General features: G+C 59.8%; 12 protein-coding genes. 7 read left to right on the top strand and 5 right to left on the bottom strand.

All coding sequences use genetic code 11. The features are described 5' to 3' along the window. Window positions 1–7: 7 nt before the first annotated feature. Window positions 8–1,219, top strand: a complete 1,212-nt coding sequence (gene sorT / locus RSF91_RS14115; RefSeq protein ID WP_332569012.1) for a SorT family sulfite dehydrogenase catalytic subunit — start codon at window positions 8–10, stop codon at window positions 1,217–1,219. 90 nt (window positions 1,220–1,309) lie between these two features. After that, entirely contained in the window at window positions 1,310–1,645 is a 336-nt protein-coding gene (gene sorU, locus RSF91_RS14110; RefSeq protein WP_442878859.1) for a SorU family sulfite dehydrogenase c-type cytochrome subunit, read from the top strand. Window positions 1,646–1,652: 7 nt separating this feature from the next. On the opposite strand, the gene RSF91_RS14105 is transcribed toward sorU, so the two are convergent. Beyond that, the gene (locus RSF91_RS14105; RefSeq protein WP_332569011.1) at window positions 1,653–2,405 is read right to left on the bottom strand and encodes a class I SAM-dependent methyltransferase; all 753 of its coding nucleotides are present in this window, start codon (window positions 2,403–2,405) and stop codon (window positions 1,653–1,655) included. A gap of 223 nt (window positions 2,406–2,628) precedes the next feature. Between RSF91_RS14105 and RSF91_RS14100 the strand changes: the two genes are divergently transcribed. Both RSF91_RS14100 and RSF91_RS14095 read left to right on the top strand, forming a co-directional pair. After that, on the top strand, window positions 2,629–3,231 hold the full coding sequence (locus RSF91_RS14100; protein WP_332569010.1) for a tetratricopeptide repeat protein: 603 nt from the start codon (window positions 2,629–2,631) through the stop codon (window positions 3,229–3,231). Between the two features lie 47 nt (window positions 3,232–3,278). Beyond that, window positions 3,279–4,106 carry a hypothetical protein gene (locus RSF91_RS14095; protein WP_332569009.1) on the top strand — a complete coding sequence of 276 codons (828 nt, stop codon included), beginning with the start codon at window positions 3,279–3,281 and terminating at the stop codon, window positions 4,104–4,106. Between the two features lie 86 nt (window positions 4,107–4,192). Here the strand turns inward: RSF91_RS14095 and RSF91_RS14090 are convergent, their stop codons facing one another. After that, the gene (locus RSF91_RS14090) at window positions 4,193–5,620 is read right to left on the bottom strand and encodes an FAD-binding oxidoreductase (RefSeq protein ID WP_332569008.1); all 1,428 of its coding nucleotides are present in this window, start codon (window positions 5,618–5,620) and stop codon (window positions 4,193–4,195) included. Window positions 5,621–5,918: 298 nt separating this feature from the next. On the opposite strand from RSF91_RS14090, the gene RSF91_RS14085 reads away from it, so the two are divergent. The 3 genes from RSF91_RS14085 to RSF91_RS14075 all read left to right on the top strand — a co-directional run bounded on the left by RSF91_RS14085 (window position 5,919) and on the right by RSF91_RS14075 (window position 8,550). Beyond that, entirely contained in the window at window positions 5,919–6,917 is a 999-nt protein-coding gene (locus RSF91_RS14085; protein ID WP_332569007.1) for a Bug family tripartite tricarboxylate transporter substrate binding protein, read from the top strand. Window positions 6,918–6,932: 15 nt separating this feature from the next. Next, a complete protein-coding gene (locus RSF91_RS14080; protein WP_332569006.1) occupies window positions 6,933–7,898 on the top strand; it encodes a BMP family ABC transporter substrate-binding protein in 966 nt (321 codons plus the stop codon). A 79-nt stretch (window positions 7,899–7,977) separates the two neighbouring features. Further along, window positions 7,978–8,550, top strand: coding sequence for a cob(I)yrinic acid a,c-diamide adenosyltransferase (locus tag RSF91_RS14075; protein WP_169106525.1), 573 nt, complete (start codon window positions 7,978–7,980; stop codon window positions 8,548–8,550). A gap of 117 nt (window positions 8,551–8,667) precedes the next feature. On the opposite strand, the gene boxA is transcribed toward RSF91_RS14075, so the two are convergent. From boxA to boxC, 3 genes are read right to left on the bottom strand one after another with little or no spacing between them, the layout of a single operon-like run. Beyond that, window positions 8,668–9,978 (bottom strand): benzoyl-CoA 2,3-epoxidase subunit BoxA, encoded by a 1,311-nt coding sequence (boxA, locus tag RSF91_RS14070; protein WP_332569005.1) that lies wholly within the window; start codon window positions 9,976–9,978, stop codon window positions 8,668–8,670. A 42-nt stretch (window positions 9,979–10,020) separates the two neighbouring features. After that, window positions 10,021–11,448 (bottom strand): benzoyl-CoA 2,3-epoxidase subunit BoxB, encoded by a 1,428-nt coding sequence (gene boxB, locus RSF91_RS14065; protein ID WP_332569004.1) that lies wholly within the window; start codon window positions 11,446–11,448, stop codon window positions 10,021–10,023. Between the two features lie 25 nt (window positions 11,449–11,473). Continuing rightward, window positions 11,474–13,132, bottom strand: coding sequence for a 2,3-epoxybenzoyl-CoA dihydrolase (gene boxC, locus RSF91_RS14060; protein ID WP_332569003.1), 1,659 nt, complete (start codon window positions 13,130–13,132; stop codon window positions 11,474–11,476). Window positions 13,133–13,343 lie beyond the last annotated feature (211 nt).

Genomic DNA, 13,343 nt, shown 5'->3' with positions numbered 1-13,343 from the left:
AGACCCCATGCAACAACCCTCATCTCTGCCCCGTCGCCGCCTGCTCGCTGGTAGCGCCAGCGCTTTGGCCGCAGCTGGCCTGGCCAGCTTCCAGAGCCAGGCTCTGGCACAGGCCGCTGCGCCTGCCGCCAAGCCTTTGCCCGGCTATGCCAGCTTCAAAAATGCAGATGCTGTGATCGTGCACAGCTCCACCACCATCGAGACCAAGCGCAGCGCGTTTGGCTCCAGCGTGGTCACGCCCACGAACCAGCTGTATGTGCGCAACAACCTGCCCACACCACCCGAATCCATCGTGGCTGACCGTGATGCATGGGCTGTGCAGATTGATGGCGTCAAGAAGCCCAAGCAACTGACAGTGCGCGAGCTCAAGACCATGGGTCTGGAGACTGTGACCATGGTGCTGCAATGCTCGGGCAATGGGCGCGCCTTCTTCCCCACCAAGCCCAGCGGTACGCAGTGGACGGTGGGCGCTGCTGGCTGCGTGGTCTGGAGCGGCGTGCCTGTGCGTGACGTGGTCAAGGCCCTGGGCGGCGTGGCCGACGGCATGGTCTACATGACTGGCACAGGCGGCGAAGTGCTGCCCGCAGGTCTGGACCCCAAGAGCGTGATCGTAGAGCGCTCCGTGCCCCTGGCAGCGCTGGAAGATGCGCTGCTGGCCTGGGAGATGAATGGCGAGCCCGTGTCGCTGGCCCACGGTGGCCCGCTGCGCCTGATCGTGCCCGGCTACACCGGCGTGAACAACATCAAGTACATCAAGCAGCTGGCTTTCACGGCCAAGGAAAGCGAAGCGCACATCATGTCGCACGGCTACCGCATCTCGCCCCCCGGCAGCAAGGGTGACCCTAGCCAGCCTTCGGTGCAGGAGATGAGCGTCAAGTCGTGGATCAACTGCCCTATTCCTGAAGACGGCAACCAGGCGGCTGGCACGGTGCAGATTCAGGGCGTGGCCTTCGGGGGCATGAACGCGGTCAAGGGTGTTGAAGTCTCCATCGACGGTGGCAGGACCTGGAAGCAGGCCCGTCTGGTGGGCCCCGATATGGGCAAGTTCGCATGGCGCCAGTTTGTGCTGCAGGCACAGCTGCCCAAGGGCACTTACCAGCTGGCCAGCCGCGCGACTGACGTCAAGGGCAATGTGCAGCCCGAAACGCGTGGTGAAAACCAGAGCGGCTACAACAATACCAGCTGGGCCGATCACGCCGTGACCGTCACCGTGGCCTGATCGCCGCGTCTGTACCCCTCATGCCCGGTGCCGCTACCTGTGGTGCTGGGCATGCATTCAGCCCCCGATGAATTGCATTTCCCAAAAACAATGATGAAGACTACCTACACCCTCGCCGCCCTGATGTTGACCGCCTTTGTGGGCACAGCGGCACATGCCGATCAAGCGGCCCAGATGGCGCGCGGCAAAGAGCTGTTTATCACGGCTTCCGTCCCTGCCTGCGCCGTGTGCCACACCCTGAAGGACGCTGGTACCGAAGGCGCTATTGGCCCCGTGCTGGACGAGCTGCAGCCCGATGCCGCCCGTGTGGCCCGCGCGCTGAAGGATGGCATTGGTGCCATGCCTTCTTTCAAGGCCACAATGAGCGAAGCCGACATTGCCGCAGTGGCGCTGTACGTGAGCAAGGCCAGCGGCGGCGCGAAGTAAGACCGTATCAGCCGCGTTCTGCGCCATCCAGCGGCATGGCGTAGATCCACACCTTGTGGCGGCTGTTGCCTTCGAGGCAGGCCGTTGCCTCCACCCCCGGCAGCTTGAAGTCCAGGCTGACCAACCAGCTGCCGGGCTGCATCTCGGTCGCCGCCTTTACGGCTGCGCGTCCCATGCTCTCGGGCCGCTGGAAAAGATAGACCAGCTGGTAGCCGCTCCAGTCTGCCAACCAGATATCGCCGTGCCGCACCCGCGCCCAGGGGCAGCGCAGAGCGCAGGCCAGCGTTAACGGCCAACTCCATTCAAGACCTTGCAAACGCGCATCTGGCAGCTCGCTGCGCAGTGCGCGCAGGCCGTCGCCCAGACCGCAGCCTGCATCCAGCACCATGGCTTGCTCAGGCAGCTTCACCACTTTTGCCAGCCCCTGCAGCGCCTGCGCTGGCGTAGGGAAGACGGGCGCATCACGCCAGGCGTTAATGGGGTAGATCAGCAGCAGCAAAGCCAGTGGCAGCAACCAGCCCCACGCAGGCAGCTGGCTGGCGCTGAGCACCACAAAGGACAGAGGAAACCCCGCCGCAATCATCAGCCGGCGCCACCAGCTATGGCCCCAGAGGCTGGCGAGTGAGCTGATGACGCCCGCAAGCAGCAGGGCCAGCCACCAGGGAACGAGATGGCTGAATCCAAAGAAAACTACCCAGGAGAGCAGCCAGGTCAGCAAGGCGGGCAAAGGCCAGATCAGCGATGGCAGATGTTTAGACATAGACCTGATATTTACCAGCCCAAAGCATGGACGCCATCCGACATAAGTGGTAAATAAACTATTGAAAAATAAAACTCATCGTCATTAGCTATTGATTTTGTACTTAGTACGATTGAGGTTTGATCGGTTTAGCAAGTGTTGTCAAGAATGCGTAAAAAGTTGCGCAAACTGCTTCGGTATACTTTTTCGGTTTCACCGGCTGAAAATAAAGGGAGAGATATACATGCGCCTGGTTCTACCAAGCCTTTCTTTGGCCGCTCTTGCACTGGCAGGTTGCGCTGCGCAGTCGCCGCAAGACCAGCTTGCACCGACGTCGCCTACCGTGCGTCTGTGTGAAGGCAATAACTGCTCAGATCTGCCGCGCAATGTGGCGACCTTCCGTGGCGAGCCCGTCAACCCTGAAGCCGAGCGCCGCCGTCTGGCGCTGGAGCAGAAGGCTGAGTCAGATCCTCGTGCAGCCTATGACCTGGGTCTGCGCTATCTGCGCGGCGATGGAGTGGAGCGCAACAGCTATCAGGCCATTGAATGGATGCGCAAGGCCGGTGATGCAGGCAATGGCAATGCGCAGTTTGCGCTGGGACGTCTGTACCTGCTGGGGTTTGAGGAGATGGGGCCAGACCCCGCAGAAGCCGAGGCCTGGCTGTCGCGCGCAGCGGCCAAGGGCTTCAAGGAAGCCAAGCGCCTGCTGCCTCAGGCACAGGCAGCAAAACAGAATGCGCATGCACGCTATCAGGCCATTGAAGACGAGCGCAAGTCCTGGAACACCTGGTATGTGAGCGGACCTTATTACATGACCTGGGGTTCATCGGGTTGGTACTGGCGCTGATCGCAGATCAGCGGGTTGGTTTTTCATTTTTGTTAGAAAGCATCAATATGTCCAAGAAGACAACGCTGCGTCTTGCAGCCATCGCATCCGCACTGGCACTGGGGGGCTGTGTGACTCCCGGTGGCGGCACCATCTCGACCGGTACAGCGCCCACAGCGGCAACCGGCGCAGCGGGCGGCGCAACCAGCGTGAATGCCAACCCCACGCTTGAGCGCTGCGATGCGCCTCTGGGCACGCTGGCTGTGGATGATGGTCGCGGCAAGGAGTGGTATGCCAGCTTTGGCGCTGCTACCAAGATCACGACCATTGAGCCGCTGATCCGTCTGGCCGTGCAGCAGTCCAACTGCTTTGTGATCACTTCCGTCGGCAACAACCGCACGGAAAGCAAGATGTCCGCCATTACCGACAAGCAGCGCAACTCCGGTGAATTCCGCGCCGGCTCCAGGCAGCAAAAGGGCCAGCGCGTGGCGGCTGACTACTACATGGAGCCTTCCATCATCATCGACAACGACGCCACAGGTCAGCTGATGGCCGGTGTCGGCGGTTTGTTCGGCAGCGTGGGTTCGCTGGTGGGCGGTGCCATGCAGAGCAAGGCTTCGGTGGTAACACTGAGCATGTTCGATATCCGCTCCGGTGTGCAGATTTCGATTTCTGAAGGCAATGCCACGGCCACCAACTTTGGTGCAGCCATGGGTGCGTTTGGCGGTGGTGCCATGGCCGGCCTGGGCGGCTTCTCTCGCTCGCCTGAAGGCAAGGCGACCGTGGCCGCTTTCATGGATGCTTACAACAACATGGTGATCTCTCTGCGCAACTACAAGGCGCAGGAAGTCAAGGGCGGCCTGGGCCGTGGCGGCCAGCTGAAGGTCGGTAAGTAAGCTCGCTTTGGCGATAAAAAAGGGCCTGCATTTTGCAGGCCTTTTTTCATGGTTTGCGCTTTTCCAGAAAGCGCGGGCAGCTCTGATTATTGAAGCTGAAAAATCTTGCCGGGGTTAAGGATGTTCTTGGGGTCAAGTGCCTGCTTGATGGCCCGCATCATCTGCACCGCGCCCGCACCGGCTTCTTCGAGCAGAAAGTCCTGCTTGTGGATGCCAATGCCGTGCTCGCCCGTGCAGGTGCCGCCCAGTGCAATGGCACGCGCTACCAGCTGGTGATTGAGCTGCTCGCCTTGCTGGCGCTGGGCCTCGTTATCGGGGTCGATCAAATAGCCGAAGTGGAAGTTGCCATCGCCCACGTGGCCCACCAGGAAGTAGGGGATGCCGCTGGCATCAGCTTCCGTCACGCACTCCAGCAATGCATCTGCCAGGCGACTGATGGGCACACAGGCATCGGTGGTGATGCAGCGGCAGCCGGGCACGCTGGACACGGCGGCAAAGTAGGCGTTGTGACGTGCCGTAAACAGGCGTGTTCGGTCTTCGGGGCGCTCAGCCCATTCAAAGGCATTGCCACCAAATTCATTGGCAATGTCCTGCACCATTTCCGCTTGCTCTTTCACGCCCGTGGGCGAGCCGTGGAACTCCATCAGCAGCATGGGTTCTTCACGCAGATCCAGCTTGCTGTAGGCGTTGACCATGCGCACGGAATTCACATCGACCAGTTCCACGCGAGCGATGGGAATGCCCATCTGAATGGTCTGAATCACGGTGTGCACCGCGTTCTCGATGCTGGCAAAAGAGCAGATGGCCGCGCTCACCGCTTCAGGCAGCGGATAGATGCGCAGCGTGATCTCGGTGAAGATGCCCAGCGTGCCTTCGCTGCCCACCATCAGGCGCGTCAGGTCGTAGCCTGCGGCGCTTTTCTTGGCGCGGTTGCCGGTGCGGATCACGTCGCCATGGGCCGTTACCACCTCGAGAGCCAGCACGTTCTCGCGCATGGTTCCGTAGCGCACGGCATTGGTGCCGCTGGCGCGGGTAGATGTCATTCCGCCAATCGATGCATCAGCACCGGGATCGATGGGGAAGAAGAAGCCCGTGTCCTTGATCGCATCGTTGAGCGCCTTGCGCGTGATGCCGGGCTGCACGGTAATCGTCAGGTCTTCGGTGTTGACCGAAAGCACCTGCTTCATGCGACTCACATCGATGGTGATGCCGCCTTGCACGGCCAGCAAATGGCCTTCCAGCGACGAGCCAGCGCCATAGGCAATCACGGGAACGCCGTACTGGTCGCAGAGCTTGACGGCGTCTTGCACGTCCTTGGTGGACTCGGCAAACACCACGGCAGCCGGTGGTGGCGCGGCAATCGAGCCTTCATCGCGGCCATGCTGCTCGCGTACCGCCAGAGCGGTAGAGCACTGGCCGCCAAAGCGAGCTTGCAGGGCTTGCAAAAATTCTTCGGGAATCGGGCGCTGCACAAATTCAGGCTGCAGCAAGGTAGGGGCAACGGGTGCGTTCATCAGGGTCTCCAGATGAGAAAAAGAATACCACCGCAGTTGCGCGGGCGTTGTACGTATTGCGTACTAGAAGGGCATGCTCAAGTCCGCGCAAGTGTCGATCTGTATGCCTGTTGGGGCTGGCTGGCATCGCGTATACGCGATGGCCAAAGCGGGTTGCTGTTCGCTCATAGATAAGTTTTGCCCTAGCTAATGAGAAATGACTGTTTAGCGTTTGAGGGATGCATGCCTATATTGGGAAGCCTTATGGCGTGCGCTGCAGAGCTCGCTTCAAACCACAAGCAGTTCGGAGGGCGGAGCTATGCGCGATACAGGTCGCAGATCTTTCATACAGGGGCTTGCCGGTGTGTCGGCGGCATGCGTTCTTGGCGGCACCATGTCTGCACGAGCGGTGCAGACGCAGCCCTGGCCGACACGGCCTATCAAGCTGGTCGTGACCTTTCCGCCCGGTGGTTCCAGTGATATCGTGGCGCGCGTTCTGGCGCCTCTGCTTTCAGAGAAGCTGGGGCAGAGCATCGTCATTGAAAACAAGCCCGGCGCTGGCTCCTCCATCGGGGCGCAGATCGTGGCGCACAGTGCCAACGACGGCTACACGCTGCTGGTCTCCAACTCGGCTGCAATGTCGATTGCTCCCTCGCTGCTGCAAAGTCCCGGTTACGACCCCGTGCGTAGCTTTGAGCACCTGGCTTATATCGGCGCCGTTCCCACGGTATTTGCCGTCCATCCATCGGTGCCTGCCAACACCTTGAGCGAGCTGGTGAGCTGGATCAAGGAGCAGCCCGCTCCCGTGGCCTTTGGCAGTGGCGGCGCGGCCTCGGTTGGGCATCTGGTGGGTGAGCAGTTTGCACAGACGCTGAAGCTGCCCATGGAGCATGTGCCCTATCGCGGCGCAGGGCCCATGCGCGCAGACCTGCTCAGCGGCCATATCAAGATCGCCATTGATGCGTTACCGCAGAACATCTCGCTGCAAAAACAAGGGCGGGTCAAGCTGCTGGCCTTGACCTCACCACGCCGTGTTGCGCAAGCTCCCGCAGTGCCCAGCGTGGCCGAGCTGGGGCTGGCGCAACTGGTGTCCGAAAACTTTGTCGGCATATCGGCCCCTGCTGGATTGCCCAAGGAATTGGGCGAAAAAATCGCTACTGCCGTGCGGCAGATCAGCGCCCGCGCCGACTTTGCGCAGTCGCTTGAAACACAGGGTTTTGTGATGCGCGACATGGAAGCATCCGCCTTCAGCAAATTGATTGCTGAACAGCATCAGGCATGGGCAGGGATTGCCAAAAAAACCGGTGCTCGACTTTAAAAATGAGAAAAAACAATGACAAATAACAAGCTGATTTCCCCTCGAAAGCCGCGCTACGCCGTGGTGCTTTTCGGGCCTGAAGGACAAGGTAGTTTCAATGAATCCGGCCTGCAAGGAGTGCGCAAGTCCAGGCTTGCAGGGTATGAAGTCGATGTGCTGTGGGTGGCTGGCCAATCCGCACAGCAACGTGCCGAGGAAATGAGCGTGCTGGGCGGTGCCAGCTTTGACCTGATTCTGGCCCACGGCGGTCAGGGCGATGGCCCCGTGCAGATACTGGCTGAGCGTTGGCCCGCACAAGCTTTTGTGGTCACCCAGGGCAGCTGGAGTGCCCCCAATGTGGCGCGCTATGAGGTCTTGCAGGAACAGTCTGCTTTTCTGGCCGGAGTGCTCGCCAGCCAGTGGAGCCAGACGGGCAGCGTGGGGCACTTTTCCGGTGAGAAAGTGCCACCCGGCTTGCGTGGCCGTGCGGCTTACGCGGATGGCCTTAGAAGTGCAGGCTTTCATGGCGATCTGGCCACGCTGTTCTGTGGTCATCAGCATCGGCCCGGTTGGGCGAAAACCTGCGTTTCGCAGATGATCGAGCAGACGGGTCTGGATATTGTGTTTGCCATGATCGACGGCGGTCGCCCCGGTGTCACCCAGGCCTGCCGCGAGCATGGGGCAGCGCAGATTGGCAACGTGCTTAACTGGGTGGAGCGTGATCCTGAGGTCTTTGTCGCCTCGGCCATTTGCGACTCGGGCGAGGCCTTGTTCCGTGCGATTCAGGATCATGAGCGCGGGGCGCTGCCACTGGGCGGCTACCGGGCGTCTGGGCTGGAAGAGCCGGAGCTGGTAAGGCTGGAAATGGGAGCGCGTGTAACCGCCAAACACCGGGCCATCGTTGAGGAATGGGCGCATAAGTTGGTGAGTGGGCAGCACCTCATTGAGCTGAGTTATAGCGGTGCCGAGTTTTCCTTGCCGAAAGCAGAATTGGTGAGCTGATTGGCATGCTTGAGGCGAGGGTGTTCCATCGGTCAAGCACAATCAAGGCCTGAAACGCATTGATTCAAAAGGACGACTTATGGGCAACCGCCTCTCGCAAATCGCCACTCGCACCGGCGACGATGGAACCACCGGCCTGGGTGACAACACCCGCGTATCGAAGAACAGCGGCCGCCCGCACGCCATGGGCGATGTGGACGAGCTGAACTCCCACATCGGTCTGCTGCTGTGCGAGAGCCTGCCGCAGGATGTGCGCGACCTGCTGGTTGAGGTGCAGCACCAGCTGTTCAATCTGGGCGGCGAGCTGTCCATGCCCGGTTACGAGCTGCTCAAGGACGATGCGCTTTTGCAGCTTGATAACGCGCTGGCCCACTACAACGCCAACCTGCCGCGCCTGCTTGAATTCATCTTGCCCGCTGGCACGCGCGCCGCATCGCAAGCCCATATCTGCCGCACGGTAGCCCGCCGCGCCGAGCGCCATGTGGTGGCGCTGGAGCAGGCAGAAGCCATGCGCCCCGCACCGCGCCAGTACCTGAATCGCTTGTCTGACTTGCTGTTTGTGCTGGCCCGTGTGCTGAACCGTGTGGACGGTGGCGATGATGTGTACTGGAAGAGCGAGCGCCTGGCCAAGAGCCAGGCCGAATCTGAATAATTGACTGCTATTTAATTCGAAGCTGCTTGCGCTCGTTGCTCATTGGTTTCAAGGCTTTAATTGCCTGAAATCATTGAATGAAGAGCGTAGGCAGCTTCTGTTTTAAGAGCGAATCACTCAGTAAGTTTCGAGGTGAAGGCGTCCTTCTCGCTTGAGTTTTGTACCCAATTCATCCCAGCCCAGACCTGCCTGCTGCGCCACATCACGCAGGGCCAGCACCACGCCTTCTTCCATGCTTTTGAGGCCGCAAACATAGATGTGCGTGTTGTCATCGCGCAGCAGCTCGATCAGGTCGGCGGTACGCTCGCGCATGGCGTCCTGCACATAGCGCTTGGGTTGGCCGGCGATGCGCGAGAAGGCGAAATTGCTGTCGATAAAGTCCTTGGGCAGGCTTTGCAGCGGGCCGAAATACGGCAGTTCTTGCGGCGTGCGTGCACCGAAAAACAGCAACAATTTTCCGCCTTCAAATTTTCCGCTTTTACGCAGTCGGCGACGCCACTCTGTCATGGCGCGCATGGGCGCACTGCCGGTGCCGGTGCAGATCATCACGATGTGTGAGCGCGGATGGTTGGGCATCAAAAAGCTGCTGCCAAACGGGCCTATGACCTGCACCTTGTCACCCACCTGCAAATCACACAGATAGTTGCTGGCCACGCCGCGCACGGCCTGGCCCTGATGGTCTTCGACCACGCGTTTGACCGTCAGTGCCAGGTTGTTGTAGCCCGGTCTTTCGCCATTGCGGGCGCTGGCAATCGAATACTGGCGTGCCACATGCGGCTTGCCGCCGGCATCTACACCGGGCGGAATGATGCCCAGAGACTGGCCTTCCAGCACGGGGAAAGGCATGGCACCAAAGTCCAGCACGATGTGGTGTGTCTCGTTGTCAAAACCCGCTTCTGTGCAGTTGAGATTGCCGACCACGGTGGCCGTCACCGGTGCCTTGGGCCCGTGCAGATTGGTGTAGGCATGGGCAGCGGACCAGGGCGGTGTGGTGGCCCCATAACTGGCTGCGCGAAATGCATCGCTGTCGGCACTGCTTGCACCGCTGGCAGCAAGGCCTGCCGCTGCTGCAATCACGACCTGTGCCTGGCTTAAATCATGCACCTCGGCCGAATTTTCACCACCTTGCGCTGCGGCCAGTGCATCGCCTGAAAGCTCGGCCGGAAGGCTCTCCCAGCCCAGTTGCTCTTGCACGCTATAGGGCTTGCTGACGGGCACCAAGCGCCAGTTGTCGATGGAGCCCGTGGGGCAGGGCGAAATGCAGTCCATGCAGCCATTGCATTTGTCTGCCATGACGACGTAGTTGGTGTCGTCATGCGTGATGGCACCTACCGGGCAGGTTGCCTCGCAGGTGTTGCAGCGAATGCAGATTTCCGGGTCAATCAGGTGCTGTTTCAGGATGCCGTTTTCAACCAGTGTGGTGCTCATCTTCTTCTCCTGACATGGCGTAAAACTGGCGCGAACGAGAGCTTAGTTAAACCTGACGTAATCAAAGTCCACAGGCTGGCGATTGATGCCCATGACGGGCGGTGCAATCCAGCCCGCAAACTTGCCGGGTTCCACGCATTGCTTCATCAGCGATGACACATAGTTTCGGTCGTCATTGGTGGCCAGCCATTCGTCTTTTTTGACCTGCCATTCCTGCTCGTTCACGGGGCGGCCATCAGGGCTGACGCGCACGCCAGCCAGAGCGCCAATCTGGCGGTTAAAGGCTTTGTGAGGAACCGTCAGGCGGAAGTCGATTCCGGCCTTTTCCATCACCTTGTTCCAGCGGCCCACGCCGGCATTGCTGTCCTTGATGTAGTCGTCGCGCAGCACCTCGTTCAAGGCGTTGAGCATGGGGACTTCTTTCTCCTGCAACTTGCCATCGACGACTTCCAGAACCTTGTAATTCTGGTCGTGCAGTTTGTGGTCGTCTTCGCGTTTTCCTTCTTCATAGCGGCCCTTGAGTCCCGAGCTGTAGAAGGTTGCCGCATTGCTTGACTGGTCCGCGCCAAACAGGTCAATCGTCACGCTGTAGTGGAAGTTCAAATAGCGCTGAATCGTGGGCAGATCAATGACGCCTGCGTTGCGCAGCTTGTTCACATCATCGGTCTTGAGTTCATTCATCACCTGGCAGGTGCGAGCCAGCACGCGCGACACGCCAGACTCGCCCACAAACATGTGGTGAGCCTCTTCCGTCAGCATGAACTTGGTGGTGCGTGCCAGTGGATCGAATGCGCTTTCGGCCAGCGCTGCAAGCTGGAATTTGCCGTCTCTATCGGTGAAGTAGGTGAACATGAAAAACGCTAGCCAGTCCGGTGTTTTTTCATTGAAGGCACCGAGAATGCGCGGATTGTTTTCGTCACCGCTTTGGCGCTCCAGAAGTGCCTCGGCTTCCTCGCGTCCATCACGGCCAAAATGCTTGTGCAGCAGGTAGACCATGGCCCACAGATGGCGGCCTTCTTCCACGTTGACCTGGAACAGGTTTCGCAGGTCATACAGCGATGGCGCTGTCAGGCCCAGATGGCGTTGCTGCTCCACCGACGCAGGCTCGGTATCGCCCTGAGTGACGATGATGCGGCGCAGGTTGGCACGGTGCTCGCCGGGCACGTCTTGCCAGACTTTTTCACCCTTGTGGTCACCGAAATGTACGTTGCGATTTTCATCGGCGGGATTGAGAAAAATGCCCCAGCGATAGTCGCGCATTTTCACGTGACCAAACTGCGCCCAGCCTTGTGGATCAACGCTGACGGCAGTACGCAAATACACATCGTGATTGGTTGATCCTTCGGGGCCTACATCGTCCCACCATTTGATGAAATTGGGCTGCCAGCTCTCCAGTGCGCGCTGCAAGGTGCGGTCACCGCTGAGGTCCACATTGTTGGGAATTTTCTGGCTGTAGTCGATGCTGCTCATGGGGGTCTCCTGAATGCTTTGCTTATCAAACGCGATTGAAGTCGAAGCCGGCCTTCTGGCCTGTTCCGTAAAGCTTCAAAGCGCCTTTTTCACCCACGGCATTGGGGCGGTTGAAGATCCAGTTCTGCCATGCAGAAAGGCGGCCAAAAATGCGTGTGGCCATGTTCTCGTGGCTGGCAAAGCGCAGGTTGGCTTCAAGGCCTGTGAGGGCATCGGGTGACATGGCGGCGCGCTCTTCCATGGCGATGCGAATTTCGTCTTCCCAGTCGATATCGTCCAGCGATGCGGTAACCAGACCGAGTTGCTGCGCCGCATCGCCGTTGAGTGCTTTGCCGACGGCGGCCAGAGCCGCTTCAAGCGGTGCTGATTCTTCATAAAAGCGGCGTTGCAGACGGCTTTGGTCATTGACCAGAGGCAGCAAGCCAAAGTTGAATTCGTCGAGCTGAATGACGGGTTCACGCTCTGCATCATCGGGCAGCACCAGCATGTAAGCACGGTCTGCGCAGAAGGCCAGCTCGGCCAGCATGCCGGCAAAGCAGGAGCCGGGTTCAATCAGTGCGAACAGCGAGCGCGACGACACATCGAGGCGCGCAAAGGTGCGGCGCAACAGGCCCAGCGTTTGCTGCACCAGCCAGTGGTCTTTGTGGGCGATCAAGCTTTGGTCTGCGGCCAGCACGGCGGCGGCATCGCCTTCGGTTTTGAGAATCCAGGTGCCCACATCCAGCTCGTTGGTGCGCAGGTGCAGGATGGCGTCATCCAGCTCGCGGCCCATGGCCAGCGGCCACCATGCGGCACCTGCGTTTTCAATCGCTTCAATGCTGCTGGGCTGCGCGCCCTGCGGGGCTTTGACGGTGAGGGTAGCGCTGCGTTTGCTGCGGTCAATCTGCACGCTGACATGGGTGTAGTTCAGCGCGTCAGCAGACTCTTGTCGCTGCAGTTTTGTGAGCTGTATTCCTTTGCCAGATGCTGGGCGTGAGCTTTGTTCGCTCAAAGTAGCTGCGCGCTGGCTCACGGCTTCGGCAAACTGCGCGGGCTTGGCGATGGCGTCCACCAGTCGCCAGTCCACCGCGCGCTGGCCGCGCACACCTTCTACGCTGGTGCAGAAGATGTCGGCGAGGTCATGGCGTACATGGCGCTTGTCGGTCACACGGGTCAGTCCGCCGGTTCCGGGAAGCACGCCCAGCAGCGGCACTTCGGGCAGCGATACGGAGGATGAGCGGTCATCGATCAGCACGATGTCATCGCAGGCCAGAGCCAGCTCGTAACCGCCCCCGGCGCAGGCGCCGTTGACTGCGGCGAGGAACTTGAGTCCGTCATGCTTTGAGCTGTCTTCCATGCCGTTGCGCGTCTCGTTGGTGAACTTGCAGAAGTTCACCTTCCATGCGTGTGACGAGACACCCAGCATGAAGATATTGGCGCCTGAGCAGAAGATGCGGTCTTTGCCGCTGGTGACGATGACGGTGCGCACCTGCGGTTGCTCGAAGCGGATGCGGTTGAGCGCGTCGTGCAGCTCCACATCCACGCCCAGGTCATAGCTGTTGAGCTTGAGCTTGTAGCCGGGGCGTATGCCGCCGTCTTCGGCAATGTCCAGCTTGAGCCGGGCAATGTTGCCTTCCACTTCAAACGACCAATGCCGGTACTGGCTGGGCTCGGTGCGGTAATCGACGACGGGTTGCTGCTGCATGCTCGGCTCCTGCTGAGATGAAAGATAGTGCAGTTATTGAATCGGTGTTGGCACAATTATGCAGATTCAATCCAAAAATGCACGCGGGTTTAGGCACTATGTTGCATGTTTTGCGATTTCTAAGGGAAATCCTTAGCGCCATACATCTCGCCGTCGTCATGCAGGATTTCAAGTGTTTTGAGCTCTGGCGCATGTCAATAAAGCGCTAGCA

This window comes from Comamonas sp. (genome assembly GCF_036643215.1).
Lineage (GTDB): Bacteria > Pseudomonadota > Gammaproteobacteria > Burkholderiales > Burkholderiaceae_C > Comamonas.
The sequence above is the reverse complement of the archived record's forward strand: the minus strand, read 5'-3'. Positions and strand labels throughout refer to the sequence as shown.

Bases quoted from the DNA above. Each gene is read 5' to 3' on its own strand.
- boxB (WP_332569004.1), bottom strand. From the start codon at position 11,448: ATGAGCAGCATCGACTACAGCCAGAAAATTCCCAACAATGTGGACCTC.
- boxA (WP_332569005.1), bottom strand. From the start codon at position 9,978: ATGAGCACCACACTGGTTGAAAACGGCATCCTGAAACAGCACCTGATT.
- RSF91_RS14095 (WP_332569009.1), top strand. From the start codon at position 3,279: ATGTCCAAGAAGACAACGCTGCGTCTTGCAGCCATCGCATCCGCACTG.
- RSF91_RS14080 (WP_332569006.1), top strand. From the start codon at position 6,933: ATGACAAATAACAAGCTGATTTCCCCTCGAAAGCCGCGCTACGCCGTG.
- RSF91_RS14105 (WP_332569011.1), bottom strand. From the start codon at position 2,405: ATGTCTAAACATCTGCCATCGCTGATCTGGCCTTTGCCCGCCTTGCTG.
- RSF91_RS14085 (WP_332569007.1), top strand. From the start codon at position 5,919: ATGCGCGATACAGGTCGCAGATCTTTCATACAGGGGCTTGCCGGTGTG.
- RSF91_RS14100 (WP_332569010.1), top strand. From the start codon at position 2,629: ATGCGCCTGGTTCTACCAAGCCTTTCTTTGGCCGCTCTTGCACTGGCA.
- RSF91_RS14090 (WP_332569008.1), bottom strand. From the start codon at position 5,620: ATGAACGCACCCGTTGCCCCTACCTTGCTGCAGCCTGAATTTGTGCAG.
- boxC (WP_332569003.1), bottom strand. From the start codon at position 13,132: ATGCAGCAGCAACCCGTCGTCGATTACCGCACCGAGCCCAGCCAGTAC.
- RSF91_RS14075 (WP_169106525.1), top strand. From the start codon at position 7,978: ATGGGCAACCGCCTCTCGCAAATCGCCACTCGCACCGGCGACGATGGA.
- sorT (WP_332569012.1), top strand. From the start codon at position 8: ATGCAACAACCCTCATCTCTGCCCCGTCGCCGCCTGCTCGCTGGTAGC.
- sorU (WP_442878859.1), top strand. From the start codon at position 1,310: ATGATGAAGACTACCTACACCCTCGCCGCCCTGATGTTGACCGCCTTT.